This is a genomic window from Synechococcus sp. SYN20 (genome assembly GCF_014279555.1).
Taxonomy (GTDB): domain Bacteria; phylum Cyanobacteriota; class Cyanobacteriia; order PCC-6307; family Cyanobiaceae; genus Synechococcus_C.
In genome coordinates this window covers 2,376,969-2,401,512 of record NZ_CP047959.1, presented here as the reverse complement: position 1 = coordinate 2,401,512, position 24,544 = coordinate 2,376,969, and the positions used below count along the sequence as shown (strand labels likewise).

The 24,544-nt window shown below is 54.6% G+C and carries 23 protein-coding genes, 2 tRNA genes and 1 rRNA gene; 14 read left to right on the top strand and 12 right to left on the bottom strand.

Annotated elements, in window-relative coordinates:
• Positions 1-36: 36 nt before the first annotated feature.
• Genes SynSYN20_RS12740 through SynSYN20_RS12730 form a run of 3 tightly spaced genes read right to left on the bottom strand, consistent with a single transcriptional unit; the run spans position 37 to position 2,308 of the window.
• On the bottom strand, positions 37-1,695 hold the full coding sequence (locus tag SynSYN20_RS12740) for a glycoside hydrolase family 3 N-terminal domain-containing protein (RefSeq protein WP_186523962.1): 1,659 nt from the start codon (positions 1,693-1,695) through the stop codon (positions 37-39).
• On the bottom strand, positions 1,692-2,096 hold the full coding sequence (rbfA, locus tag SynSYN20_RS12735; protein ID WP_186523961.1) for a 30S ribosome-binding factor RbfA: 405 nt from the start codon (positions 2,094-2,096) through the stop codon (positions 1,692-1,694). Before rbfA ends, SynSYN20_RS12740 begins: the two co-directional genes overlap by 4 nt.
• A gap of 2 nt (positions 2,097-2,098) precedes the next feature.
• Positions 2,099-2,308 (bottom strand): DUF751 family protein, encoded by a 210-nt coding sequence (locus SynSYN20_RS12730; RefSeq protein WP_186525647.1) that lies wholly within the window; start codon positions 2,306-2,308, stop codon positions 2,099-2,101.
• A gap of 58 nt (positions 2,309-2,366) precedes the next feature.
• Between SynSYN20_RS12730 and SynSYN20_RS12725 the strand changes: the two genes are divergently transcribed.
• On the top strand, positions 2,367-3,092 hold the full coding sequence (locus SynSYN20_RS12725) for a glutathione S-transferase family protein (protein WP_186523960.1): 726 nt from the start codon (positions 2,367-2,369) through the stop codon (positions 3,090-3,092).
• On the opposite strand, the gene SynSYN20_RS12720 is transcribed toward SynSYN20_RS12725, so the two are convergent.
• Positions 3,004-3,765, bottom strand: coding sequence for a DUF6816 family protein (locus SynSYN20_RS12720; protein ID WP_186523959.1), 762 nt, complete (start codon positions 3,763-3,765; stop codon positions 3,004-3,006). The genes SynSYN20_RS12725 and SynSYN20_RS12720 overlap by 89 nt on opposite strands.
• Before the next feature lie 25 nt (positions 3,766-3,790).
• Here SynSYN20_RS12720 and SynSYN20_RS12715 point away from each other — a divergent pair, with 25 nt between their 5' ends.
• Complete coding sequence (locus SynSYN20_RS12715) at positions 3,791-4,051, top strand: chlororespiratory reduction protein 7 (protein ID WP_186523958.1); 261 nt, start codon at positions 3,791-3,793, stop codon at positions 4,049-4,051.
• Here SynSYN20_RS12715 and SynSYN20_RS12710 read toward each other — a convergent pair.
• Positions 4,008-4,622 carry a shikimate kinase gene (locus SynSYN20_RS12710; protein ID WP_186523957.1) on the bottom strand — a complete coding sequence of 205 codons (615 nt, stop codon included), beginning with the start codon at positions 4,620-4,622 and terminating at the stop codon, positions 4,008-4,010. The two genes, SynSYN20_RS12715 and SynSYN20_RS12710, sit on opposite strands and share 44 nt — an antisense overlap.
• Positions 4,623-4,674: 52 nt before the next feature.
• Here SynSYN20_RS12710 and SynSYN20_RS12705 point away from each other — a divergent pair, with 52 nt between their 5' ends.
• Both SynSYN20_RS12705 and SynSYN20_RS12700 read left to right on the top strand, forming a co-directional pair.
• A complete protein-coding gene (locus SynSYN20_RS12705; protein WP_186523956.1) occupies positions 4,675-5,595 on the top strand; it encodes a 6-carboxytetrahydropterin synthase in 921 nt (306 codons plus the stop codon).
• 27 nt (positions 5,596-5,622) lie between these two features.
• Entirely contained in the window at positions 5,623-6,279 is a 657-nt protein-coding gene (locus tag SynSYN20_RS12700) for a dihydrofolate reductase family protein (protein WP_186523955.1), read from the top strand.
• Here the strand turns inward: SynSYN20_RS12700 and SynSYN20_RS12695 are convergent.
• Positions 6,261-6,644, bottom strand: coding sequence for a hypothetical protein (locus SynSYN20_RS12695; RefSeq protein ID WP_255476275.1), 384 nt, complete (start codon positions 6,642-6,644; stop codon positions 6,261-6,263). The two genes, SynSYN20_RS12700 and SynSYN20_RS12695, sit on opposite strands and share 19 nt — an antisense overlap.
• 151 nt (positions 6,645-6,795) lie before the next feature.
• Between SynSYN20_RS12695 and SynSYN20_RS12690 the strand changes: the two genes are divergently transcribed.
• Positions 6,796-7,977 (top strand): GNAT family N-acetyltransferase, encoded by a 1,182-nt coding sequence (locus SynSYN20_RS12690; RefSeq protein WP_186523953.1) that lies wholly within the window; start codon positions 6,796-6,798, stop codon positions 7,975-7,977.
• Positions 7,978-8,001: 24 nt separating this feature from the next.
• A complete protein-coding gene (locus tag SynSYN20_RS12685; RefSeq protein ID WP_186523952.1) occupies positions 8,002-8,400 on the top strand; it encodes a DUF4346 domain-containing protein in 399 nt (132 codons plus the stop codon).
• Between the two features lie 4 nt (positions 8,401-8,404).
• Here SynSYN20_RS12685 and SynSYN20_RS12680 read toward each other — a convergent pair whose 3' ends face one another.
• The 3 genes from SynSYN20_RS12680 to rimO form a co-directional block, all read right to left on the bottom strand.
• Positions 8,405-9,979 carry a B12-binding domain-containing radical SAM protein gene (locus SynSYN20_RS12680; protein ID WP_186523951.1) on the bottom strand — a complete coding sequence of 525 codons (1,575 nt, stop codon included), beginning with the start codon at positions 9,977-9,979 and terminating at the stop codon, positions 8,405-8,407.
• A gap of 235 nt (positions 9,980-10,214) precedes the next feature.
• The gene (locus SynSYN20_RS12675; protein WP_186523950.1) at positions 10,215-11,444 is read right to left on the bottom strand and encodes an MFS transporter; all 1,230 of its coding nucleotides are present in this window, start codon (positions 11,442-11,444) and stop codon (positions 10,215-10,217) included.
• Entirely contained in the window at positions 11,441-12,838 is a 1,398-nt protein-coding gene (gene rimO / locus SynSYN20_RS12670; RefSeq protein WP_186523949.1) for a 30S ribosomal protein S12 methylthiotransferase RimO, read from the bottom strand. Before rimO ends, SynSYN20_RS12675 begins: the two co-directional genes overlap by 4 nt.
• A 113-nt stretch (positions 12,839-12,951) precedes the next feature.
• Here rimO and SynSYN20_RS12665 point away from each other — a divergent pair, with 113 nt between their 5' ends.
• Complete coding sequence (locus SynSYN20_RS12665) at positions 12,952-13,893, top strand: vitamin K epoxide reductase family protein (protein WP_186523948.1); 942 nt, start codon at positions 12,952-12,954, stop codon at positions 13,891-13,893.
• A gap of 16 nt (positions 13,894-13,909) precedes the next feature.
• Here the strand turns inward: SynSYN20_RS12665 and nadB are convergent, their stop codons facing one another.
• The 3 genes from nadB to SynSYN20_RS12650 all read right to left on the bottom strand — a co-directional run bounded on the left by nadB (position 13,910) and on the right by SynSYN20_RS12650 (position 16,823).
• Complete coding sequence (nadB, locus tag SynSYN20_RS12660; RefSeq protein WP_186523947.1) at positions 13,910-15,589, bottom strand: L-aspartate oxidase; 1,680 nt, start codon at positions 15,587-15,589, stop codon at positions 13,910-13,912.
• A 48-nt stretch (positions 15,590-15,637) separates the two neighbouring features.
• Positions 15,638-16,015, bottom strand: a complete 378-nt coding sequence (gene psbU, locus SynSYN20_RS12655) for a photosystem II complex extrinsic protein PsbU (RefSeq protein ID WP_186523946.1) — start codon at positions 16,013-16,015, stop codon at positions 15,638-15,640.
• A gap of 112 nt (positions 16,016-16,127) precedes the next feature.
• Positions 16,128-16,823, bottom strand: coding sequence for a DUF3120 domain-containing protein (locus SynSYN20_RS12650; protein ID WP_186523945.1), 696 nt, complete (start codon positions 16,821-16,823; stop codon positions 16,128-16,130).
• A 173-nt stretch (positions 16,824-16,996) separates the two neighbouring features.
• Between SynSYN20_RS12650 and SynSYN20_RS12645 the strand changes: the two genes are divergently transcribed.
• The 7 genes from SynSYN20_RS12645 (at position 16,997) to SynSYN20_RS12615 (ending at position 24,241) form a co-directional block, all read left to right on the top strand.
• Positions 16,997-17,848, top strand: a complete 852-nt coding sequence (locus SynSYN20_RS12645; RefSeq protein WP_186523944.1) for an undecaprenyl-diphosphate phosphatase — start codon at positions 16,997-16,999, stop codon at positions 17,846-17,848.
• A gap of 21 nt (positions 17,849-17,869) precedes the next feature.
• Positions 17,870-19,267: a TIGR03279 family radical SAM protein gene (locus tag SynSYN20_RS12640; protein WP_186525646.1), complete on the top strand. Its 1,398-nt coding sequence runs from the start codon at positions 17,870-17,872 to the stop codon at positions 19,265-19,267.
• Positions 19,268-19,333: 66 nt separating this feature from the next.
• Positions 19,334-21,007, top strand: coding sequence for a TolC family protein (locus SynSYN20_RS12635; protein ID WP_186523943.1), 1,674 nt, complete (start codon positions 19,334-19,336; stop codon positions 21,005-21,007).
• Positions 21,008-21,012: 5 nt separating this feature from the next.
• The gene (locus SynSYN20_RS12630) at positions 21,013-21,813 is read left to right on the top strand and encodes an inositol monophosphatase family protein (RefSeq protein WP_186523942.1); all 801 of its coding nucleotides are present in this window, start codon (positions 21,013-21,015) and stop codon (positions 21,811-21,813) included.
• A gap of 603 nt (positions 21,814-22,416) precedes the next feature.
• Positions 22,417-23,901: ribosomal RNA gene (locus tag SynSYN20_RS12625) — 16S ribosomal RNA — on the top strand.
• 184 nt (positions 23,902-24,085) lie between these two features.
• Positions 24,086-24,159 (top strand) — tRNA-Ile (locus SynSYN20_RS12620).
• A 9-nt stretch (positions 24,160-24,168) separates the two neighbouring features.
• Positions 24,169-24,241, top strand: a tRNA-Ala gene (locus SynSYN20_RS12615).
• Positions 24,242-24,544: the final 303 nt, after the last annotated feature.

Here is a 24,544-nt window from a genome sequence, read left to right as displayed (position 1 = left end):
TGTCTTGGGCAGGTCTGGGGCTGAGGCTAGGCCCGTTCAGTCGGTGAATTCATTGATGCCCAACCTGGATAGAGCTGGAGAAGGATCGGGATTCAACAGACGTTGAAGCAGCTGTTCCTGTGCGTCAGGCATTTGGCCCGGGCTGTAAGCCGCTGGAATAAAGCTCGGCAGGAGTGCGCTCAGGGCCTCCCAGACATAGGGACTTCCATAGACCACCAATCCAAACAGTCGGTTCAAGTCAATCAGTTGTTGGATGGCGTCAGTCCAGGGTTCCCGAATGCTGCGGTTGGCTTGAAATGGATTGCCGCGCACAAACAATTGCAGGAGCAGAGGCCCATGCCCGAGGCGATCGAGCGCCAGAGGTGCCAGGGGGTCTGCAGGGTCTGCCCACGGAGAAATCCCGAGGGGATGACTCAGCACGGAGTGGAATCCGAGCTTCTTGGGAAGAAGGATTGCAGGGGCGTCAGCAGGAAGCACCGGGCAGGGAAGAACACCATCCACCCGGATCAGGTTGATGCCATCGATCCGGTTGGCCTCGGTTGACCCGTTGGGCTGAGTTGAGGCCTTGGTGGTTGGAGAGTTGGAGATCTCCAGCGACTGCGTTACGAGCTCCAACGTGAGGGCTCTTTCTTCTGCTGTTTCGATCCTGTGGTCGTTGTTGTCCGAATCGAGCGCCGGCGGGATCGACTGCACAGCAGCCTGGCGGCGTTCCAGAGAGTCGTGTAGACGGGCCATCGGCACACGACCAGAACGGAGTGCATCACAGAGGGCATCGATGGCCGCTACGGCATCGGCCGGCATCAAGATGAGGTCAGCACCTGCGGCGAATGCGAGCACTGCGGCTTCGCCTGCTCCGTAGCGAGCCGCTATGGCCTCCATCACCAAGGCATCGGTGACAACAAGTCCCTTGAAGCCAAGATCAACGCGCAAAAGCGTGGTGAGCACATTGGCGGAGAGGGTGGCTGGCCACTGTTCATCCAAGGATGGAATCAGCAGATGGCCGGTCATCACACTGCTGATTCCCTCCTGAATCAGGGTGCGAAACGGTTGAAGTTCAAGGCTCTCTAGGCGTTCGCGACTGTGTTGCAGCAGAGGAAGTTCCAGGTGGGAGTCGGTGGCGGTGTCTCCATGCCCAGGGAAATGCTTGGCGCAGCCCAAAACACCCGTAGCGGCCAGTCCACGCTGAAAGGCTGTTGTTAACTCCCCCACGGTGCGTGGATCTTCTCCCCATGCCCGCACGTTGATGACGGGATTGTCGGGGTTGCTGTTCACATCGCAAACAGGAGCTAGCACCCAGTTGAGCCCGCAACGCTTTGCCTGATTGCCGCAACAACGTCCGTAGTTTTCTGCAAGCTGCACCGCCTGTTGCGGAGCTCTCTGATGCAACCGTCCGAGCGCCATCGGAGGTACAAGCCAGCTGGCCCCCTCAAAGCGTTGGCCCACGCCTTCCTCAACGTCAGCGCATAACAGAATCGGTTGCCCAGCCCAGCGTTGCAGTGTGCGGCAGCGTTGTTGCAACTCTGTGGCTGTTCCACCGAGCAGGATCACCCCCCCGACTCCAGCGCCTAAGAGCTGTTCTAGCTCGTTATTGCTGAGCTCCCAGCGCGGGTATCGCCTTTGCCTGTCTGTGGCATGACCGCTGGCGCGCACAACCAACAACCTGGCGACGGCTTGACGGAGCTCTCCCTCTTTCATGGATTGTTTGGGAGATCTGTTCCCTCCGGTACGTCTCCTCGTACATTCCGCTCCCGTCCGAGCTCCCCAAGCAAATGGAGCACTGTGGTGCCTTTCTCAATTCCAAGATCGAGTTTGAAAACGATTTCAGGGGCTCGGCGCATTTGCAATCGACGGCCTAGTTCCCCACGGAGAAACCCTCTTGCAGCCTCAAGGCCCTCCATGACCTCATCTTTTTGCGCTTGTTCGCCGAAGACACTGACGAAAATTCGACAATGTTGAAGGTCGCCGCTGACTTCTACTTCGGTGATGCTCACCATCCCTTGATGGACCCGTTCGTCACGGATTCCATTAATGAGCAGCTCGCTGGTTTCCTTGCGGATTAAGGCGGCAACCCGCTCAACTCGACGTCCCTGGGCCATCGTCAGCTCAGTGGTGCTGTAGTAGTCACCATGGCACGCAGCACTAATCCAAGCGTGATCAATCCACTAATCAAAGCCCCGATCAGTGCAACTGCAGTGACGGGATTGCTGCGCCGCTGAGCCAGAGGCTCGGCAACGGAGTTAAGGACTCCAAGACTGAAGGCAATGAGATAGCGCGGGTAACGCGTCACATTGACGAAAAACTCGCGCATGGTCCTGGCAGGGATATGAATCTGATAGCTACTCTGCCGGCTTAGGGCAAAGACGGTCATGCTGGAGCTGCATCAATTCCGTCATTCCGCCTTCTGCCTCAAGGTGCGAATGGCGTTGCATGCCAAGGGTTTGAGCTTCCGAGAAGTGGAGGTCACACCAGGAATCGGTCAACTTGCCGTGTTCCGTTTGTCGGGGCAAAGGCAAGTTCCGGTGCTCGTGGATGGCGACACGGTGGTGGCAGATTCCAGCGCGATTTGTGGTTACTTGGACGAGCTGCAGCCCGAACCGCCCTTCTTCCCGAAGGATCGTCGCGCTGTGGCCCAGATTCATTTGATCGAAGATTGGGCCGATACAACCTTGGCTGGATCCGTCCGCGCGGCTCTGCTTCAGGCTGCTGTGGATGACCCAGATTTGCGTGCAGCCCTTTTGCCTGATGACGTACCGGGCCCGATTCGGCAGGTGATGACCGGCGTTCCCACGGGTTGGCTGAGTGGGGTCAATGAGCTGTTTGGCCAGGAGGAGCGTTCCGCCATGCTCCACAACCTGATCGCGATCGCAGATGGCCTGACTCCAGGCGGCTTCTTGGTTGGAGATTCCCTCAGCCTGGCTGATTTGGCAGTAGCGGCGCAGCTATCTCTGTTGCGCTTCCCCGCCTCAGCAGGGTCTCAATTGGCTGGCCGCGGCGTTGCTGGCCTCAGTGATCATCCCCGCCTTCAGCCATTATTTGAATGGCGCGATCAGCTTGAGTCTCGCGTGTTTCAGCCAGATCCTGCAGCCGTGTGAGCGTGAGCTTGAAACGGCTTTCTCGTTGCATAAATGATGTGCTGGCTTCCCCGGGAGCTGGATAGGTCTGCTGCCATTGCTCCACACAGATTCGGTTGATGATTTCAGCGGTTGGAACATCTGGGCATGGTTGATACCGACTCAGTGTTTCAATTCTGCTGAGCCTTGGTGCCCTTGCCCCATGCATGACCTGGAGAACAAGCTCATCACTCAGAAAGGCTGCGGCGTTGATCGATGTTTGTTGCCTCCCGATCACGGTCGTTTCCAGCAGTCGATCGTCGCTCAGTCGAGCGAGCTGACGGTTCACTTGATGAGGGGCTTGCTCCACGCTGATCAGTTGCTCGCCTAAGAGCGCCTGTCCAACGGCCCTGGCATTAAACGGTCGATTTCCCACCACATCGTCGTGCTGATTGCGCTGAAACTGGGCCAGATGCTGCAAGGGAGGCACGTTTACGTTCACCGTTCCGTCCGCCAAAAGATCGAGACTTTCCACCTCCCAAAGCCCTTCAAACCAATCGGGATACACCAAGTCCTGCTTGGCTCGTGGCCGCGGCAGAGGCGCAGGATCCGACCAGGCGGGCCATGCTTCGAGCCGGGCTTCGAGTTGCTGATTGTTTTGAGTGTTGTCCGCTAGGGCTGGTTTTGAGGGCCCACTGAGAAGAAGCACGGCCATGATCATTGCCAGCAGTGGCCGAGTTATGTCCGATCCCCTCATCCGTGCTTGTGATCACTATGTGGTGCTTGAACCGGGCAAGCCAGAACGACTGCTCAGTTCCGAGGACACCTTGACATGGCTGACCGAACAGCTGGAAAACATGTCAGTGCTACCGAGTGATTTGCGTGATTTTGGCTCCTCGTCTGCTGCCGCAGAAAGGCTGTTAGATACGGCGTGCGATCTCGAATTGGCTCCCGGCTTCAATCTTCAGTGGTTTGCGGTGCGTTTGGAGCCTGGAACATGAGCTCATCGGGTTTGAGAATGCCAGGGACGGCCTCAAGGATGCGTTCTGTCACAGCGTTGACCGTTTCGTTGCCCACCGTGATCCGTAAATCGGCCTCGGCATAAAGAGGGGTGCGAGCTTCAAGAAGTGCGTCTAGTGCCGCAGCAGGATCGCGCTCTTGGAGCAGGGGCCTTGCGCCTGGATCTTGATGCAGACGCGCCAGAAGTTGGTCCCGCTCAGGGGCAAGCCAGATCACGATCCCTTGATGCAGAACGCCCCAGTTTTCTGGTTGTGTGATCACCCCACCACCGGTCGCAACCACGAGCGAATGGCGCTCGCCAATGGCCTGCAGCACCTGCCTCTCGAGTGTTCGGAACCCTTGCTCACCGTCTGTTTCAAAGATTTGGGGAATGGGGCGGCCAGCTAAAGCTTCCACGACTCCGTCGGCGTCGACGAAGCCATAGCCCAGGCGTTGGGCCAGGGGGCGCCCTGTGCTGCTTTTGCCGCTTCCCATCATTCCGATCAGGTAGAGGTTGCGGCCGCCCAGACGGGCCTTCAAAGGGTGTGGTGTCGTGGTCGCGACGTCAGCCATCAGTTCGGCAGGTGGGTGAACTCACTAGGATGATCGTTGGTCAGACCACGTCATGACTGATGCCATCACGACGGCACCGCACGGCCAAGGTCGTGGCTGTGTCATCACCCGCCGAGCCTGTTTCAGCTCCAGCCACCGTTATTGGTTGCCGGAATTAAGTGCTGATGACAACGCTGCCCGCTTTGGATCCTGTGCCATAGCCCCTGGCCATGGACACAACTACGAATTGATTGTGTCCATGGCCGGTGGCCTAGACGCCAACGGCATGGTGCTCAACCTCTCTGAGGTCAAGCACGCGATTCGCTCGGAGATCACTGAACAACTCGATTTCCGCTTCCTCAATGAGGCATGGCCAGAATTCGATATCACGCGTTCGGAGGGTTGCCTGCCAACCACCGAAGCCCTTGTTCGGATCATCTGGTCTCGGTTGGCCAATCAGCTCCCTCTTGTGGCGCTGCGCCTTTACGAATCATCAGGCCTGTGGGCCGACTACCTCGGACAAACCATGGACGCCTATCTCACTATTCGCACTCACTTCGCTGCTGCGCACCGTCTGGCAAGACCAGAGTTGAGCCAAGAGGAAAATGAGCAGATTTATGGAAAATGTGCCCGACCCCATGGACATGGCCACAACTACTTAGTTGATGTCACTGTTCGCGGAAGTATTGATCCCCGTACTGGGATGGTTTGCGATTTAGCAGCCCTTCAGCGTCTCGTGAGTGATCTGGTCGTTGAGCCTTTTGATCACACGTTCCTCAATAAGGACGTGGCCCATTTCGCTGATTGTGTTCCTACCGCTGAGAATATTGCCCTTCACATCGTTGATCGACTAACCACTCCCGTTCGCGCCATTGGCGCTCAGCTGCACAAGGTGCGGCTTCAGGAGAGTCCTAATAACGCTGCAGAGGTGTACGCCGAAGCGCCTGCGCTCAACGCGATGCCAGAAGCAATGCATTCCGCCGTTAACGGCTAAGGCTGTCTTAACTGAGGCTGTTTCAACGTGGAGCGACCGTCGGTTCGCCTTGTTCTTGCCGTCAGCCTTGATGGACGGCTTGCACCTGCTTCTGGAGGGGCCGCTCAGCTGGGCGGTGCTGGTGATAGGCACGTGCTTGAGCAGGCTTTGGCCTGGTCCGATGCTGTCCTGATCGGTGCAGGGACACTGCGGGCCCACCGCTGCACCTGTTTGATTCATGAACAACAGCTTTTGGCTCAGCGCAAACAAGACGGCAAGCCATTACAGCCAACGGCTCTCGTGGTGAGTCGCAGCCCAGATTTTTGTCTGGAGTGGCCGTTTTTTCGACAAAAGCTTGAACGTCATCTCTTGACCCCAGATCGGTTGTCAGTGGAAGGTTTCTCCGTCATTCATCCGTTGCAAGCGTCTTGGGAGACCACCTTGGTTGATCTCGCTGCATTGGGCTTTCATCGCCTTGTTCTTCTTGGAGGGGCGGGCCTCTGCGGGTCTCTATTGGAAGCCGATCAGGTGGATGAACTGCAGCTCACCCTGAGCCCATGCCTTCTGGGAGGTCGGTTCAGCTGGATTCCGATCGATGGATTCAGCATGCCAACGGCGCTGTCGCAGCCCGACGCTTGGACGCTGTTATCGGCCGATCGACTGAGTGGCAGTGAGCTTGTGGTGCGTTATGGACGCAGTCGCTGAAAGAGCTCGCTGAGGGGGACATCTTGTAGGTCAGTTGCCTGGAGTCCCAGCAGCGACGCCAGACAGCGTTTGATCACAACTTCGACGTCATCTCCAATTCGGCCTGATAACAGCTCGCTGATCACACCAAGCTCTCTGCCACTACGACTGGTTTCACGAATCAGACATTCACTGACGGGTTTGGCCAACGCCTGACAAGGCTGCTTCCCCATGCTGCTAGGTGGTTCCAGGTCGAGTTCAGCGCCCTGGAGAGCTTGTTTTGCGAGTGCCTGACATTGATCAGCAAGCTCACGCTCTAGTTTTGGGCGCATCATTTGCAGCAATGGCTGCAGTAGGCCTGCTTGGACTGCAGCTCCGCTGAACATCAAGCTAAAGGCCAAGAACGTGAAAACCACCAGCTTTTTTCGTGGTGTTGAACGGTTCACAGCAGGTTGGAAAGAACTGACCTGCGTTCAGTGTGACTCTGTTGGCGCTCACTGGTTAGGGTCTTGACCTTCGCCGCTGTCTTCGCCGGTTATGGCATCCCTGAAGGCTCGTTGGCATCGCTCGATTCGGGAGATACCCGAACAGCAGTGGGAGCAACTGCTTGGTCCTGAAGTCATTCCCTTCTATCGCTGGAATTGGCTCGCTGCTCTTGAGGATTCTGGGAGCGTGGCGCCCGATCAGGGATGGCAGCCACTGCATCTTTCCCTGTGGCGTGGAGAGGACCAGCTTTGTGCGCTTGCGCCTCTGTATCTCAAGGGCCACAGCTACGGGGAATTTGTATTTGACCAAGCGTTCGCACGGCTTGCTGGCGATCTTGGTCTTCGTTACTACCCAAAATTGATTGGGATGAGCCCCGTAAGCCCGGTGCAGGGCTATCGCTTTTATGTGGCGGCAGATGAAGATCTTGCAGTATTAACTCAACTCATGCTGGAGTTAATTGATACCTTCGCTCGTAATAATGGCATCCTCAGCTGTAACTTTCTCTATGTCGATCCGCTTTGGCGCCCTTTGGCAGAAGCGGCAGGTTGCGCCTCTTGGTTGAATCAGCAGAGTCTTTGGACGTCTGATGGTCAGGCTAATTTCAGTGACTATCTGGCAGGATTTAATGCCAATCAGCGCCGCAATATCAAGCGAGAGCGGAAGGCAGTCCGTGAAGCAGGTCTAGAGATCACGCCACTTTCTAGTGATGATCTCGACCCTTCGTTGATGCAGTGCATGCATAGGTTCTATGAACAGCACTGTGCGCGTTGGGGAATGTGGGGTAGTAAGTACCTCGACGCATCATTTTTCGATGCTTTGGCTAGGAACTCGTTGCGTGAGCAGATTGTTCTCTTTAGTGCTCATCGTGGCAACCCCCATGAGCCCGTTGCCATGTCACTATGCGTTCACGATGATGCGTCGCTCTGGGGCCGTTACTGGGGTAGCAATGAGGAAATTGATTGTTTGCATTTTGAGGTTTGCTACTACGCCCCGATCGAGTGGGCGCTGAAACAAGGGCTGAAGAGTTTTGATCCAGGAGCAGGAGGGAGCCATAAACGACGGCGTGGGTTTGTTGCTCGACCTCATACGAGTCTCCATCGCTGGTATGAGCCCCAGATGGATGGACTGATTCGTGGCTGGCTTGGCACGGTCAATCCACTGATGCTCGAGGAGATTGAGGCAATCAATGCTGAGCTCCCTTTTCGAAAAGAGACGCCTTCACTTGCTCTGTAAGTTAAGAAGAGCATCGCCGCCAGATTGAACCAGATTAATACCGCCATTGCCCGAGACGCGCGTTCCCATCTGGATGATCAGCTGTCTCAACGGTTTATCGCTTTGGATCCATTGGGCTATTTCTTGATTCGCGTGGATGTTGCTGCCGATGACTTAGTTGTTGAGCACTACGGAAACACGATTGATGAGCGAGGCCTTGCACGAGACCCCGATTCCGGTGAAGTGATCGCTTGCCGCCAGGGTGGAGCGAGAACACCGTCGGCCGTGTGGCGAGGGCGTACTGCAAAAGAGGTGGGGATTGCTTTAAGCGAAGGGGCAGAGGACCATCCACTTAGCTGTTTAGATCATGCGTTGTATCTAGGTCGGGAACTTCAGAAGGCCGAACAGTGCTTGCGAGACGGAAGCACTTACGTTCAGGATTAATTCATCAAACAGGCTGAAGTTCGCGAGAATTGCTGGGTTCTTCTGGGGGCAACGATTCCAGCTGCTCACGGATCTCCTGTTGCACAATCGCTCTGTATTCCATGAAATGCTCGTTATGCGCGAGTACAACGATGAACTGCTCAAGCATCGCTGGATTCTGACGTGCCATCCCAAAGAGATAGCGCCAAAAGCGTCCGCGAGTATCGCGTTTTAGGCCTTGGCGCCAGATCACGATGGATAGGGCCTTGATATCAGTCCAGGTTGGCAATTTGCTGGTGCCTTTCCAGCGGGGAGCACCCATTTTTAAGTAATAGGAGTAAACCCGATCCATGTAGGCATTGGGTTCATACAGCGCACAAAATGCTTCAACATATTCGTTGGCGATATCACGAATGGGCCTGGTTGGTTTGAAATTAAGCAAATTAGTTTGATTCACACCTTTGGCTGCCGATTCGTCTTGAATTAATCGACCTTCTTTCTCAAGGCGATGCCATAGGGCTGTTTGAGGAAGAGCTTGAAGCATTCCCATCATTGCTGCGGGGATGCCAGTACGGGTCACGAAATCAACGATCCGTAAACCAGCACCATCTTTTTCTCCGTCAAAACCAATGATGAATCCAGCCATGACCCGAATGCCGTTTGCGGTAATGCGGTCAACAGCAGCATCAAGTGGGTTGCGAGTGTTTTGAACTTTTCTCGCAACTTCTAAACTTGCTTCGTCTGGAGTTTCGATGCCCAGAAATACGCTTTCAAAGCGAGCTTCGTGCATCATTCGCATCATTTCGTCGTCGTCTGCTAAATCGACTGAGGCTTCAGTGGCAAAACTAAATGGGTAGCCCCGATCTTCTTGCCAGGATTTGATTTCCGGGAGCAAAAGCTTCGCGTTGCGCTTATTGCCGATGAAATTGTCATCTACCAGGAAGATCGAACGTCTCCATCCCAGGTCATAAAGAGATTGCAATTCAGCAATCAATTGCTCAGGTGTTTTTGTGCGTGGTTTGCGACCGTAGAGAACGATGATGTCGCAAAATTCGCAATTAAACGGACATCCCCGAGAGAACTGCACGCTCATTGAGTCGTAGGCATCGAGCTGCAGCAGGTCAAACCGGGGAATTGGGGTGGAAGTCACATCGGGTTTTTCTCCTTCTGCGCTAAATCGACCGCTGATATCACCCCTTTGGATGGCTTCGATAAATAGAGGCAGGGTGATTTCGCCCTCATCCAAGATCTTGAAGTCGGCGTCAGCAATTTCAGGAGCATCAGGGGTGGAACTGGCGTAAGGGCCTCCCACCGCCACAGGAATGCCACGGCGCCTAGCTTCATTGATCTGCTGTTGCATGTCGTCCTTCTGGACAATCATTCCTGAGATCACCACCAGCTCTGCCCAATCCCATTCGGCATCGGCGACTTCGCGCACATTGCGATCGACCAACTTCATCTCCCATTCCTGGGGCAGCAGGGCTGCAACCGTTACCAGCCCTAAAGGCGGCAGCAACACCTTTCGGTTCACCAGTTCCAGAATTTTTTCGTAACTCCAGAACGTCTTTGGAAATTGTGGATAGACGAAAAGAGTGCGCATGGTGGTATCGGGAGAGCTAAGCGTTCGTGGAAGCCGGCCAACCCTCAATGCAGACCGGTTATAAATCCGAAGATTTCGATGCGTACAAGCTTAAGCGCGTTTGCACGTATCTCGGCACTGTTTCTGATCTAATGGTTGCTGCAACCTGTGTCTGTTATGGGCGTCGTTATCTATTTGGGTCTTGTGGGCGCCGGTTTGGTCGCAGCTTTTGTCTTCAGCACTCTCCTGCGCGGCATCAAGCTGATTTGACCTCGTTCATCGGCATTCCGCCGCGTCGCCAGATCTCCCCTACGGAGAAAATCAGGCCAATTCCCCCTGCAATCGCAAATGTTGCTTGGAGGCCAAAGGTGATCGTGAGCTGAGCTGCGATCAGTCCACTTAAGCCTCCACCACCCAAAAAAGCGATTTGACTTAACCCGGCCATACGGCCTCTAATCACCTGCTTCGAGCCAACCTGGGTGATCAAATTGGCGCTACTGAGCAGACCAGCAGTTCCAGCACCAATGAGCCAAACCATTAGCAGCACGATGGGAATCCATGTGCTGCTTGCCATCCCAAGCTGAGCCACCGCTGTAATTAGGGCGAAACAACCCAGCGTGAGACCAGGCCGGCTGCTGAATTTGTGGCTGTTCCTTTGCAGAACGATTCCACCGGTGATGCTTCCTGCGGCCAGCACACTGGTGAAGAGTCCTAGATCTTGGGGGCTTGGTCCAAGCGTGTTTGCGGCAATGAGTGGTGCCAGGCCTGGGTGAAAGAAGCCAACAACACAGATCAAGCCGGTGAATTTCAGCACATGCCTCAACACTGGACCGCACTCTTGCCATGCGGACTTCAACGTGGCGGCACGCATGTTGCTACTCAGTTGTTCGAGAGATCTGTTGGGCTTTAACAACCAGATCACGCTGGCAATTGGTAAGAGATAGGTGAGGGCATCGAGGCTGAGGGCTGTGGCTGGCCCGGTCAAAGCCACAAGCCATCCCCCCAGAGGAGGACCGACTAATTTGCCAACATTGAAAACCACCGAAAAGCTGGTGAGGTAAGGCGCCAATGTGCGTGGATCATCCACAAGCAATGCGCAGTACTTGTTGCGGGCCGTGAGTTCGTAGGCACTGGCAATCCCCATAAGCAGGGTGCTGGCGAGCAGCACAGCAACCTGGGCGTTGTCTGCAAGGAGAGGAATGGATAGGGCACCAAGTAGGCCTGCTCCTAGGAGGGCCCACTGCGCCTGAATCAAAACCTTCTCACAGCCGATTCGGTCTGTTCGCACACCCGCAGGACCGCTGACCAACAGAGTTGGTAAGGAGAGTGCGGCGAAATGCAGGGCGAGCAACATGGCGCTGTCTGTGCCGCTCATCAGGATCCAGCCCTTTGCGGTGAGCCCAGCAAAGGATCCCGCTGTGCTCAAGCCGGAGGCAAGAAGAAAAATAGTGCGTTGACGTCGATGCCAGCTAGGGCTTCTGTTCACGTAGCAGCGCGTGCTGCGGCAACCATGTGCGAAGCGCCAACAACTCTGCCGGTGAGGTCATAGATATCTGCTCCTGTGATCTGAACGGGCACCATGGTTCCCGGATTCACTTGCAGTCCGTTCTCCCCAGGTAGTACGAGCACTTCCCCATCCACTTCTGGAGCGAAACGGGAGCATCGACCGATCATTTCTCCGGTGGAGGGATTGTGTTGCTCCACTAAGACATCCACAGTTTTGCCAATCCAGGACGCATTACGAGCGGCAGAAATGGGCTGTTGCAAGGTCATTAACTTGTCCTTGCGCGCGATGGCAATCTCGTCAGGTACTGCATCAGGAAGTGTTGCTGCAGCCGTGCCGTCTTCTGGCGAGAAGGTGAAAATCCCAACATGATCAAAGTGTTGACGTTCTAAGAAACCGGCCAGATGTTCGAATTGGGCTTCTGTTTCGCCGGGGAAGCCCACAATCAATGTGGTGCGCAGGATCGCGTCAGGGAGTTGTTCACGAATCTGATCGAGCAATCGATCATTCACATCAGCCTGCCAAGGGCGATTCATCGCTCGCAAGACTTCAGGATGGCTGTGCTGAAGCGGTAAATCGAGATAGGGCAGAACATTGGGAACATCGCGGTAAGCCGCGAGTACGTCTGGGGTGAGGCCTGTGGGATAGGCGTAATGCACGCGGATCCAGGGGATTTCTACGTCGCCTAGGGCCTTCAGAAGATCTGCAAGCCGAGGCTTGCCATAGAGATCAAGGCCGTAATTGGTGGTGATCTGACTGATCAGGATCAGTTCTTGAACCCCTTGTGCTGCCAACTGATGGGCTTCAGCCACGATCGATTCAATCGTTCGTGAGCGCTGATTCCCCCTTAGATGCGGAATGATGCAAAACGCGCAGCGATAGTCGCAGCCCTCAGCAACTTTCAAGTAGGCAACGGCTTCACCAGTGGTGCGGTAACGAGGCAGGTTTTCGTCGGCCACAAAGGTTGGCGTTTCACTCACGCGGTTCACCCGTTCGCCAGCTTCTACCTGCTGCAGCACTTCCACAATGTGCTGATAGTCGCCTGTGCCAACGATCGCTTTTGCCTCTGGGATCGACTCCAGGAGCTCGTCCTGAAAATGCTGGGCCAAGCATCCAGCAATGATCAGCTCCTTGCCTTGCTCTGCAAGTCCCACAAGAGTTCGTACTGACTCTTCCCGGGCGTCTTGAATAAAGCTGCAGGTATTGACCACCACAAGGTTGGCGTCGTTCTCATCGCTGCTCACCCCATAGCCGGCCTCTGCGAGAAGTCCGAGCATGTGCTCAGTATCCACGCGGTTTTTTTCGCAGCCCAAATGGGCGAAGGCCACAGTGGGCCGTTCCGAGAGGCTGTTGCCTGTTTTGGCGTTCCCGGCCATGGCATGACCCTGCAATCCCCCACTTTAGGAGCGGATGAACGGATGACAGCCATGTTTAAACGCTGAATTGCTCACGCTTTGCTGTCAAAATCATGGGTAATTGATCAGCCTTGATGGCAACTCAGCGTCTCACCAGCCGACGCCGGCAGGACCAAGGTTCGAAATGGGTTCGGATTGTCATGGCCGTTTTGGCCACGGTCGGCGTCATCGATACCGGCTCGATCACTCTGAACTTTTGGGGAGTGCTGGGGAATCTCACCTGCCCGATGGGCGCTGGTGGTTGTGACAAGGTCCTGAATAGTCCATGGGGCACTTTGTTTCAGGGGGATGGGTTCAGCATTCCCCTCTCTTTTGCCGGCTTGATCGCGTATCTCGCGGTTCTGGTCATGGCGGTTGTGCCCTTGCTTCCAGGTTTGTCAGAGAACAAAGCTGACTTGTCGCGTCGCACCTGGTGGGGCTTGTTCACGGTCTCACTCGTCATGGCTGTGTTCAGCCTGGTGTTGGTGGGCCTGATGGTGATCAAGATCCAGGCCTTCTGTTTTTTCTGCGTTCTTTCGGCTCTTCTCTCCCTCACCTTGTTGGTGTTGTCGGTCATCGGAGGAGGATGGGACGAACCCTCTCAACTTCTGTTTCGCGGTTTCTTGCTCGCCCTAGCAGTTTTGCTTGGTGGCCTGATTTGGGCTTCAGTGCTTGACCCTGCTCGTCCCGATGCCGCAGCAACAGGCCCAGGTGTAGCTCCAGCGGTTGTTTCAGAGAGCAACCCAGCCAAAATCTCCCTTGCAGAACACCTCACGGCCTCTGGAGCAGTCATGTACAGCGCCTATTGGTGCCCTCACTGCCATGACCAGAAGGAGATGTTTGGGAAGGAAGCTGCAAAAACCCTCAAGGTTGTTGAGTGCGCCCCAACAGGTCAAAACAACGACGCCAAGCTCTGTCAGAGCAAGGGCATTGAGGGTTTCCCGACGTGGGAGATCAACGGCGAGCTTGACTCTGGGGTGAAAAAACTCCCTGACCTTGCTCGTCTTTCTGAATATCAGGGGGCCAAGGACTTCTGAGCCCAAGGCTCATGCGTTAAGAGGTCACAGCTCTCGTCCCGATGGCCTGGCCTTTCACTTGGCGGCTATGACGGCACCATTGAGGCATAGGAGCAGGGGTGTCGTTACGGAAATGTCCACCCCTGCTTTCTTTCCGGAACAAACAAGCTTCCAGTAGCAATGAACTCGATTGCTGGCGATGAAGAAGATCCAACATCAGGTTTAGCTCCGCACGCCTGCTTTCATCGAGAAGGGTGCTCAGCTCAGGATGTTGTTGCTGCATCAGCTTGAGGGGAGTCATCGCTTCGAGGAGTGGCGTGGCTTTCTGCAGTGTTTTCAACACGTCTTGCATGCCTTGGGCTGATCGATCAACGCCCGCGACCCGCCAGCATTCTGATCTCAGCCACTGGATGGATTGGGTGAGTTCTTGTTTGCTGAACGCTCCATGATCGTGATCGTTGTTTGAAGTTGCTTTCCTTTGTCGTTCCGTTGTGGTTGTTTTAGGGAGTGGATTGCCAAGGTCGATGTCACGTAGTTGCCTTGCGAACACCAGGCATTCCATCAATGAGTTGCTGGCGAGTCGATTGGCTCCATGCAATCCGGTGCAGGCCACTTCACCAACGGCGTAGAGGCCAGGCAGGCTGGTAGCAGCTTTCAAGTTGGTGGCAACACCTCCCATCCAATAGTGGGCTGCGGGAGCCACTGGAATTGGCTGTTGTTCTGGGTTAATCCCAAAGCTGTGGCAGCGTTCCAGGATGGTGGGAAAGCGCCGCAGCAACGTCTCAGTGTTGATGGGGGTGAGGTCCAGCCCCATATGCGCGACCCCTTGGGCCTGCATGCAACGAACAAGAGCGCGACTGACTTGATCTCTTGGGGCTAAGTCTTTCCCTACTAGTTCATGGACGGGGCTTTGCCCCAAGGCGTCGACGAGGAGAGCGCCCTCACCGCGGACGGCCTCAGAGATCAAGAAGCAAGGTGCATGCTCAAGCTTGAGGGCTGTGGGATGGAACTGAATGAATTCCAGATCTTCGATTGCGGCTCCGGCTTGCCAAGCCAGCGCTACACCTTCGCCGCAGGCTTGTGCTGGGTTGGTGGTGTTGGTGTAAAGGTGGCCTCCACCTCCGGTGGCTAACACCACTGCACGGGCCGGAATCCAGTGAAGCCGCGGGCCTTCTAGGACTTGGACGCCACAGCAGCGATTGTTTTGCACCCACAGCTGGGTCACCCGAACGCCACGGCGATGTTGCAAACCAGGACGAGCATCCACCCGGTCTCTCAAGACATCCACCAAGGCTTTGCCTGTGCGGTCTTGCACGTGGAGAACCCTTCGATGACTATGGGCTGCCTCGAGGGTGGTCGCGAGTGACCCATCCGGGTTGCGATCAAACTCCATGCCGACCTCTTGAAGTCTGAGCACGCATTGCGGAGCTTCATCAACCAGAAGACGCACGGCATCGCCATCACACAGCCCAGCTCCTGCTTGCACTGTGTCTTCGCCGTGGCTTCCAGCGTTGTCGTTGGAACGGGTGACGGCTGCGATTCCTCCTTGAGCCCAGCGACTAGACGATCGCCTGCTCGTGTTTCGATTGAGGAGCAGAACGCGCAGACCCGCTGGAAGCTCTAAACATGTCATCAGTCCGGCAGCACCGGCGCCAATCACGATCACATCCCAGGGTCCAGGCGCAATCGGATCGATAGAGGTTGCGTGGCTGCTCATGGGAGCAAAAACCGCCAGTGCTCCTGGCGGTTCAAGCTTGGGTCAATGTCAACGGTACTGACCGTCGTTGATGCGATCGAAGCCTTCGTTGAGAGCAATCGATGGAGCTGTGACCACGAAATTGTCGCGGTATTTCTCAAACAATTCTTTCTGACGTTCTGAAAGGTCGAGATCGAGAACGTCATCGACGTTCTCGTAGGGACCACCGAGAACAATCTTTCCCGCGAACGTGGGGTACATCCCAGGGAATTGCTGAAAGCGACGCACCGAGGAATTGTTTAAATCAACCTTGTCGCCGCGTTCGGCGAGTTTGTCGTCTGCGACATTTCTGATCTCAGCGGCAGAAACACTGGGGGGAACGAGAAGGCCTATCAATAGGCCACCGATCACTACCAAGCCCGTCAGCCAGGACAACAGGCGCTTCATCTGAACTCTCCGTCGGGATTCGGAACTGAACTTCCGGCAGCGCCGGTACGGAAACCTTACAAGTGCAGAACCCTTTTGCTGCCTCAGCACTGTCAGGCGTTCGCAGTTCGTTTCAGATCAGACCGCTCAGACTTGGAACTGACAGGGAGAGCACAAGAAACAATGCATCGATCAAGATGGTGGTGGAGAGGACAGCCGCTGCAACGCTCCAGGCCTCTTGCTGCTCTGAAGGCCTTGCTGCTTGGGTCCAAAACTGCTTTGCCAACCACAGAACAAGCCCTGCAGCTGAAACAAGGATCAAGAGAGACGTTGGTTGCAAAACCAACTTTGCTGCTGCGTTGAGGAGATGAGGGGCCTCGTTCGATGCGGCATTAACAACTTCTGGCCAAAACGACATCACCCCGGTCAGAGCCATTGTGATGTCAGTGATGGCTGTGCCTAGAAGTGAAGCTAGATAAAAAGAGCAGCTCAACTTCCAGCGACTGTTAAGCCCGCCAATGGCTAGCGGTAGGGCAATGGCCTCCACAGGGATATGCAAAACCGGATGCATGCGCAGCCATCCCCAAAACAGCGAGCCAGCAAGCCAACTCCCACTGAATCCAACCAGCAGGGTTCCGGATTGCTTCCAAGATGTATTGCCAAGCTGTACCGCCACGATCCCTGTTGTCAGGAGAATTGCGGTGAACAGACAAGAACTAAAAGGGTGAACTCGCACCCAGGGCGCCTGAAGAAAGACTGGTAGAACAACCAAAGCGCCTGCCCATAAGGACAGCGAGCGAGGAAACAAAAACGTTGGACCCTGGGACATCTCCAGGGTCTTCGTCTCTGTTGATGGCGTCTGAATCAGACCACTCAGCAAAAGGGCTTCCCCGGATGAGGTAACGAAAGGACTCGAAGATTAGAAGATTTGAACCCATCGTCGGGATCTGATTCAGGAAGTCAGTGGCGCATAGTCGTATTGGCCCCTCTTAGCAGAGCGCTTTGACGACAGATCCCGGACTGCTTGAAGCTTGCTGGCGTGATTTTGTGCTCGGTGTTGTGCAGGGCCTCACGGAATTTTTGCCGATTAGCAGCACGGCCCACCTCAAGGTTGTTCCTGTGCTTGCCGGGTGGGGCGACCCTGGCGTCTCGGTAACCGCGGTGATTCAACTCGGCAGCATCGTGGCTGTTATTGCCTATTTCCGCGCTGATTTGGCGGGAGTGCTCAAAGGCATCAGTGGAGCGTTCAGGCGCGGTCAATGGCGTGAGCCTGAGGCCCGGCTTGGGATTGCGATGGCGATCGGCACCGTACCCATTTTGATTGCTGGTTTATGCATCAAGTTGTTTTGGCCTGGCTATGCAACCTCGCCTTTGCGAAGTGTCCCTGCCATTGCTGTGGTCTCGATCGTGATGGCGCTTCTGTTGGGTCTCGCTGAACGCATGGGGCCGCGCTTGAAGCAGCTCACTCAGGTGGAAGGACGCGATGGTCTGGTGGTTGGCTTAGCTCAAGTCCTAGCTTTGATTCCAGGTGTTTCTCGCTCTGGAAGCACGCTGACGGCATCACTGTTTGATGGATGGAAGAGGGCGGATGCCGCTCGCTTCTCCTTTTTGTTAGGGATTCCTGCAATCACGATCGCAGGATTGGTGGAATTGAAGGATGCCTTTTCAGAGCCCAGCGTGGGGGGAGTGTTGCCTGTTTTTGTGGGGATCTGTTCTGCCGCAGTGGTGTCATGGCTGGCCATCGACTGGCTGATCAAGTATCTCCAGAGCCACAGCACCTGGATTTTTGTTGTGTACAGGTTGCTCTTTGGTGTGCTCCTTCTGGTCTGGTGGTCTGGTTCGGCATCAAACTGAACGGAGTTGACCGACAGCTCCGTGTGGAATGAACCTTCTGCCGGTGTGGCTGTTGCGGCTCTTGACCCAGATCGTGCCTCCCGCCAGCCCGCACCGGCTGTGGTGGCATCGGTCGAGCCGGGATCGATTGGAGAGGACCTTGGCTTTGAGCCCGGGGATCAGTTGTTGAGCATCAATGGTGTCCGTCCGCGAGATCTGATCGATTACCGCTATTTGATCGTTGAGGAGGAGTTGCACTTAGAGATTCGCGATGCAGCAGGGGTGCTCCATCAGGTGGATCTGGAAAAGGATGAGGACGACGGCCTGGGTTTGGCCTTCACAGAAGCATTGTTCGATGGCTTGCGTCAGTGCAGCAATGCCTGTGCGTTCTGCTTTATCGATCAGCAACCACCCGGCCATCGCAGCAGCCTTTACCTCAAGGACGACGACTATCGCTTGAGTTTTCTTTACGGCTCCTATCTCACCCTGACGAATCTCAGTGATGCCGATTGGCAAAGGATCGAACAACAGCGTCTGTCTCCCTTATTTGTTTCTGTCCATGCCACTGATCCCGATCTGCGCTCGAGCCTTTTGCAGAATCCACGAGCAGGTCAGCTCCTGCAGCAGCTGGCCTGGTTCTCTGAACGTGATCTTCAGATCCACGCGCAGGTGGTGGTCTGTCCTGATCAAAACGATGGAGCGGCGTTGCTACGCACTATTCAGGATTTGGCTCAATTTGGAGGCGGTGAGTGGCCGGCAGTGCTCTCTGTCGCAGTAGTTCCTGTGGGCCTGACCCGGTTCAGGCCAGCATCTGATGGTCTGCGAGCGGTGAATCCCATTGATGCCAGAAAGGTGATTGCCGCGGTGGAACCTCTTCAGAAAGAGTTTCAGACCAGATTCGAGAGCAATTTTGCCTGGCTTTCAGATGAGTGGTATCTGATTGCTGGCTTGTCGTTGCCCTCGCGCGCGAGTTACGAAGACTTTCCACAGCAGGAAAATGGGGTTGGAAGTATCCGGGCATTCCTCGCTGCGTTGGATGAAGCCACAACCAATCTCCCCCAGTCTGTTGAGAAACCAGTGAAGAGCAGCTGGGTGGTTGGACGCTTGGTTGCCAATGCCCTGGAGCCTGTACTGCAGAGGCTTAATGCGGTGGAGGGAGTTCAGCTCAGTTTGCATGGCCTCCCAAGCCCTTACTGGGGGCAAGATCAAGTTGTTACTGGCTTGCTAACGGGACAAGACCTCCTTGATGGTCTGCTGGATCAGGACCTTGGTGATCAGCTTTTGCTGCCTTCCGTCATGCTCCGCCAAGACGATCCTGTGTTTTTGGACGACATGACGTTGGATCAATTGAGGGCGAGTTTGCCGGTTCCGATCCGAATCGTGCATGGAGCAGCTGAGATCGTGGCCTCTGCACTCGATTCCCTCGAGAAAAGCACTTAAGCTCCGAGGAGTTTTAGTTTTGTTGTGCTTCGGACAGCTGCTCATATTTTTTTAGTTGCAGGTTGTATGCCTGTATTGGCGGCTTCGCCTGCCCTCGCTCAGTCTGTCGAGGGTGCGTCCCCCTCCCCTGAATCCTCACTCATGGATCAGTCGACGCTTCCTAATGCCATTGAACTCAAAGGATCACGGCCGAAGGCTGATTCTTCTGTCATGGCGCCCGCGGCTACAACCCTTCCTGAGGATTTGGATGCGTTTAAGTCACCGGACAGCCTCGCCTTACCCGATCTTCCTTCTCAAGTCACGATCCGCGAACTTCGTCCGCTAACACTTGCTGAGGTTGAACAACTTGTTGAAGTGAATAACCCCAGCTTGAAGGCTGCTTCAAGTCAGGTTGAACAGGCCAAATCTGCAGTGCTCGCTGCAATTTCAGCGTGGTATCCCACGGTGAACCTCACAGCTAATGGACTGCCTCAATACCTGGAGGGTGAGCAATATCGAAATCCAGCTTTCATTGGTGCAAATTCCGTTAACCCCGAAACTGGGGATCCGATACGACAACCCAACACCTACACAAGTCGCTGGTCAGCCAATTTTTCTGTCCAGGCGCAGTGGAACTTGATCGATCCTGCGCGTGTTCCTCAAATTTCAGCTGCACGTGACAACTTTGAGAAGGCCAGTGACGCCTACCTGATTGCGTTGAGAGAGCTGAGGCTGCAATCCTCGACAAGTTATTTTCAGCTTCAGCGTCAAGATGAACAGGTCAGGATTGGCCAGGAGTCAGTGCGTGCCTCGCTTTTGAGCTTGCGCGATGCTCGTGCGCGTTATCAGGCTGGAGTCGCAACTAAATTAGAGGTATTAGAAGCTCAAACACAATTGTCTAGAGACCGCCAAGTCCTTACAGACGGTCTTGGGGGGCAGGCCCGAGCTCGCAGATCCTTGGCGGCTCTTCTCGATCTTCCACAAGATGTCACCCCCACTGCGGCGAATCCCTCTCGCGTACTCGGGATTTGGCAACCATCACTTCAAGAAAGCATTATCGCGGCCTATGCGTTTCGGGAAGAACTGGATCAATTCATCCTCGATATCTCAATTAATAACAGCAACGCCAATGCTGCTCTAGCTGCTGTTCAACCGGTATTGAGCATTTTTAATAATTTCAGTACGAGCAAGAATCAAGGCCAAGCCAACCGAACTGGCTCCATCGATATGGCTGATTACAACTGGAATGTCAGCAACGCAATCGGACTCAATGCAAGTTGGGCCATCTTTGACGGTGGGCGTGCCCGTGCCCAATACCGCCAAAATAAACAGCGTGCTGAAGAGAGCAAATTTAACTTTGCCTCTGAGCGCGATCGCATCCGGTCTGAAGTGGAAGAAAGTTTTTATAACCTTCGCGAAGCTTCCCAAAACATTCACACCACTTCCACAGAAGTTCTCTCCTCAACTGAATCGCTTCGACTAGCTCGCCTCCGCTTCCAAGCTGGTGTAACCACTCAGAGAGAAGTTGTGGATACTCAGCGTGATCTCACAAATGCCGAGGTCCGATACGCCAACGCGATCACGGACTACAACATCAGTATTGCTGAACTGCGTCGTCGTACTGGGCTTGACCAAGTTCTGTCTTGCTCAGCTTTGAATTTGCCGGCTAGAAAGCCAAATCAGATAGATCTTGATATTCCGATTGAGCCTCAACCCAATCGTCCTGCTTGTGAAGCTCCTGTTCCTGTCCTTCAAGGCTGATTGGGGTGCCCGACCCTCTTACTCCCCAACAACTGCAGAGAGTGCATCGCCTGATCGATCAGGTTGCTGAACGTCAGCGCAATGATTTTGGCCACATCGTGTCTGATGTCAAACCCGACGGCAGTCTGATCACTGCCTGTGATCGATGGAGTGACGCTGCCTTTGTTGAGGGACTAGCGGAGATTGTCCCTGGCGAGGGGGTCCTAAGCGAAGAGGGAAGTCAGCAATGTCCGACGACTCCTGCGTACTGGGTGGTTGATCCCTTGGATGGCACCACCAATTTTGCTGCTGGGATTCCCTACTGGGCTATTTCGATTGCAAGATTTGTGGGCGGAGAGCCATCGGAGGCGTTTCTCGACATCCCATCTTTGCGCCAGCGGATCGTTGCGATTCGAGGACAAGGGGCTTGGCGGAATCAAAAACGTTTGACTCCTGAGAGCAGGGTTGCGGCTGGAAGCTCTTGCGTATCGCTTTGCAGTCGATCGATTCGTGTTCTCCAAAAAAGGCCCGATCAGTCCTTTCCTGGAAAAATTCGTCTTCTGGGTGTAGCAAGCCTCAATTTGGTCAGTGTGGCGATGGGGCAAACCGCAGGTGCGCTCGAGGCCACTCCGAAAATTTGGGACATAGCAGCAGCTTGGCTCGTGCTCACTGAATTGGATTGCCCGTTGATTTGGCTGGGCCCTCACCCCGCTCATTTGGAACCAGGTCTTGATCTTTCGGAGATGGGCTTCCCTGTGGTGGCTGCGGGCTCTCGGAAGCAGCTGGAACGCTTGGCGCCCTGGGGCGAGTCTCTGCTCAAGTCTTGAGATGCTGAAGTTTGAGTTGGAGTTGCAAAAAGGGCAGTGATTGGGTTATTGTTTTGTACTGCGCAGGTGAGCAAGACTCCGAAGCGCAGCCGCGGGACGTAAAGAGCGAAAGCTTGGAGTGTTCTGAGGGTTCTTACGAGATTGAGGGAGCGATCCCACGATGTTGTAAGTTTCAAAGGCGGTCGCGAGACCGCAGGCCGCACGTCTCTGAAAGGGGACGCAAGGCTAGAACCTGGACAACCGAAAAGTTTAGGAACTGACGCTTTTATCGCGTTTAGTTTGAGTTAAGACCGCAAGGTTTTAAGGAGAGCTGAATGATATTGCGATAGAGGTGTGAGGTCCCGTCAACAAAATTTTAGTTGCTTAGAAGCATTGTGCTTACAACTTGAAGGTTTTCACGAACCTTTTGGTTGTCGGTGTGCGCAATGTGGAGCAACGACCGGATCTGAGATCCTGGAAAGTCAAACAAGGAAGAAATTCTAAATTTGCACTCTTGTGAATCCTTCTGTCAGAGGAAGGGTGCGACAACTGCAAGCAGTACGCCAGTGCTGTGGAGTGGGTGAAGCAAGTCAATCTGAGGTGAAAGCCAAAAGGGGTTGATCTACAACGGAGAGTTTGATCCTGGCTCAGGATGAACGCTGGCGGCGTGCTTAACACATGCAAGTCGAACGAACCTTCGGGTTAGTGGCGGACGGGTGAGTAACGCGTGGGAATCTGCCCTCAGGAGGGGGATAACGGCCGGAAACGGCCGCTAATACCCCATATGCCGAGAGGTGAAATGAATTTCGCCTGAGGATGAGCCCGCGTCTGATTAGCTAGTTGGTGAGGTAAGAGCTCACCAAGGCATCGATCAGTAGCTGGTCTGAGAGGATGATCAGCCACACTGGGACTGAGACACGGCCCAGACTCCTACGGGAGGCAGCAGTGGGGAATTTTCCGCAATGGGCGAAAGCCTGACGGAGCAACGCCGCGTGAGGGATGAAGGCCTCTGGGCTGTAAACCTCTTTTATCAAGGAAGAAGATCTGACGGTACTTGATGAATAAGCCACGGCTAATTCCGTGCCAGCAGCCGCGGTAATACGGGAGTGGCAAGCGTTATCCGGAATTATTGGGCGTAAAGCGTCCGCAGGCGGCCCAACAAGTCTGCTGTTAAAAAGTGGAGCTTAACTCCATCATGGCAGTGGAAACTGTTGGGCTAGAGTGTGGTAGGGGCAGAGGGAATTCCCGGTGTAGCGGTGAAATGCGTAGATATCGGGAAGAACACCAGTGGCGAAGGCGCTCTGCTGGGCCATCACTGACGCTCATGGACGAAAGCCAGGGGAGCGAAAGGGATTAGATACCCCTGTAGTCCTGGCCGTAAACGATGAACACTAGGTGTCGGGGGAATCGACCCCTCCGGTGTCGTAGCCAACGCGTTAAGTGTTCCGCCTGGGGAGTACGCACGCAAGTGTGAAACTCAAAGGAATTGACGGGGGCCCGCACAAGCGGTGGAGTATGTGGTTTAATTCGATGCAACGCGAAGAACCTTACCAGGGTTTGACATCCTGCGAATCTCTTGGAAACTTGAGAGTGCCTTCGGGAACGCAGTGACAGGTGGTGCATGGCTGTCGTCAGCTCGTGTCGTGAGATGTTGGGTTAAGTCCCGCAACGAGCGCAACCCACGTCTTTAGTTGCCAGCATTTAGTTGGGCACTCTAGAGAGACCGCCGGTGATAAACCGGAGGAAGGTGTGGATGACGTCAAGTCATCATGCCCCTTACATCCTGGGCTACACACGTACTACAATGCTACGGACAAAGGGCAGCAAGTTCGCGAGGACAAGCAAATCCCATAAACCGTAGCTCAGTTCAGATCGTAGGCTGCAACTCGCCTACGTGAAGGAGGAATCGCTAGTAATCGCAGGTCAGCATACTGCGGTGAATACGTTCCCGGGCCTTGTACACACCGCCCGTCACACCATGGAAGTTGGCCATGCCCGAAGCCGTTACTCCAACCCTTGTGGAGGAGGACGTCGAAGGTGGGGCTGATGACTGGGGTGAAGTCGTAACAAGGTAGCCGTACCGGAAGGTGCGGCTGGATCACCTCCTAACAGGGAGACAAACAACGATTTTGATGTCTGAGTTTATTTATTCTTAGGCCAAAATCCTGTCACCTTAGGTCGATCGGTACCTCAACTTTGAAGCTAAGAGAATCCAGCAATGGATGCCTGCTTAGTGGAGATTTTTAGTTCCTAAACTTTGTCTAGTTCACAACCCATTAGGGATGAGACTCCTGGGCCATTAGCTCAGGTGGTTAGAGCGCACCCCTGATAAGGGTGAGGTCCCTGGTTCAAGTCCAGGATGGCCCATTCGGTGTAGGGGGTTTAGCTCAGTTGGTAGAGCGCCTGCTTTGCAAGCAGGATGTCAGGAGTTCGAGTCTCCTAACCTCCACTGACTACCAAAATCCCCATCTCCAAAGCCTGGAGTATGAACTCGTATGGATTGTGATTTAGATGTGTCCGCTAGATGACCCTAGCTTCTTGTCATTTTAAGGCATGGAAATGATTCCATGATATTTAATTGATAGGATGCTGGGCTCGATGCAATGTATTGAGAGATCGATGCATTGTTTTGATGTCTGGTCGAACCTTGACAACTGCATAGTAAGTCTGGAAAGAATAAAGCATCTTTATGGATGCATCATTCTTGAATGTTAATTCATGATGGGATGGTGTTAATTCTAAGCAAGAGCCG

Coding starts and splice junctions, on each gene's coding strand:
- SynSYN20_RS12740 (WP_186523962.1), bottom strand. CDS start 1,695: ATGAAAGAGGGAGAGCTCCGTCAAGCCGTCGCCAGGTTGTTGGTTGTG.
- rbfA (WP_186523961.1), bottom strand. CDS start 2,096: ATGGCCCAGGGACGTCGAGTTGAGCGGGTTGCCGCCTTAATCCGCAAG.
- SynSYN20_RS12730 (WP_186525647.1), bottom strand. CDS start 2,308: ATGCGCGAGTTTTTCGTCAATGTGACGCGTTACCCGCGCTATCTCATT.
- SynSYN20_RS12725 (WP_186523960.1), top strand. CDS start 2,367: ATGCTGGAGCTGCATCAATTCCGTCATTCCGCCTTCTGCCTCAAGGTG.
- SynSYN20_RS12720 (WP_186523959.1), bottom strand. CDS start 3,765: ATGGCCGTGCTTCTTCTCAGTGGGCCCTCAAAACCAGCCCTAGCGGAC.
- SynSYN20_RS12715 (WP_186523958.1), top strand. CDS start 3,791: ATGTCCGATCCCCTCATCCGTGCTTGTGATCACTATGTGGTGCTTGAA.
- SynSYN20_RS12710 (WP_186523957.1), bottom strand. CDS start 4,622: ATGGCTGACGTCGCGACCACGACACCACACCCTTTGAAGGCCCGTCTG.
- SynSYN20_RS12705 (WP_186523956.1), top strand. CDS start 4,675: ATGACTGATGCCATCACGACGGCACCGCACGGCCAAGGTCGTGGCTGT.
- SynSYN20_RS12695 (WP_255476275.1), bottom strand. CDS start 6,644: ATGTTCAGCGGAGCTGCAGTCCAAGCAGGCCTACTGCAGCCATTGCTG.
- SynSYN20_RS12690 (WP_186523953.1), top strand. CDS start 6,796: ATGGCATCCCTGAAGGCTCGTTGGCATCGCTCGATTCGGGAGATACCC.
- SynSYN20_RS12680 (WP_186523951.1), bottom strand. CDS start 9,979: ATGCGCACTCTTTTCGTCTATCCACAATTTCCAAAGACGTTCTGGAGT.
- rimO (WP_186523949.1), bottom strand. CDS start 12,838: ATGGCCGGGAACGCCAAAACAGGCAACAGCCTCTCGGAACGGCCCACT.
- SynSYN20_RS12665 (WP_186523948.1), top strand. CDS start 12,952: ATGGCAACTCAGCGTCTCACCAGCCGACGCCGGCAGGACCAAGGTTCG.
- nadB (WP_186523947.1), bottom strand. CDS start 15,589: ATGAGCAGCCACGCAACCTCTATCGATCCGATTGCGCCTGGACCCTGG.
- psbU (WP_186523946.1), bottom strand. CDS start 16,015: ATGAAGCGCCTGTTGTCCTGGCTGACGGGCTTGGTAGTGATCGGTGGC.
- SynSYN20_RS12650 (WP_186523945.1), bottom strand. CDS start 16,823: ATGTCCCAGGGTCCAACGTTTTTGTTTCCTCGCTCGCTGTCCTTATGG.
- SynSYN20_RS12635 (WP_186523943.1), top strand. CDS start 19,334: ATGCCTGTATTGGCGGCTTCGCCTGCCCTCGCTCAGTCTGTCGAGGGT.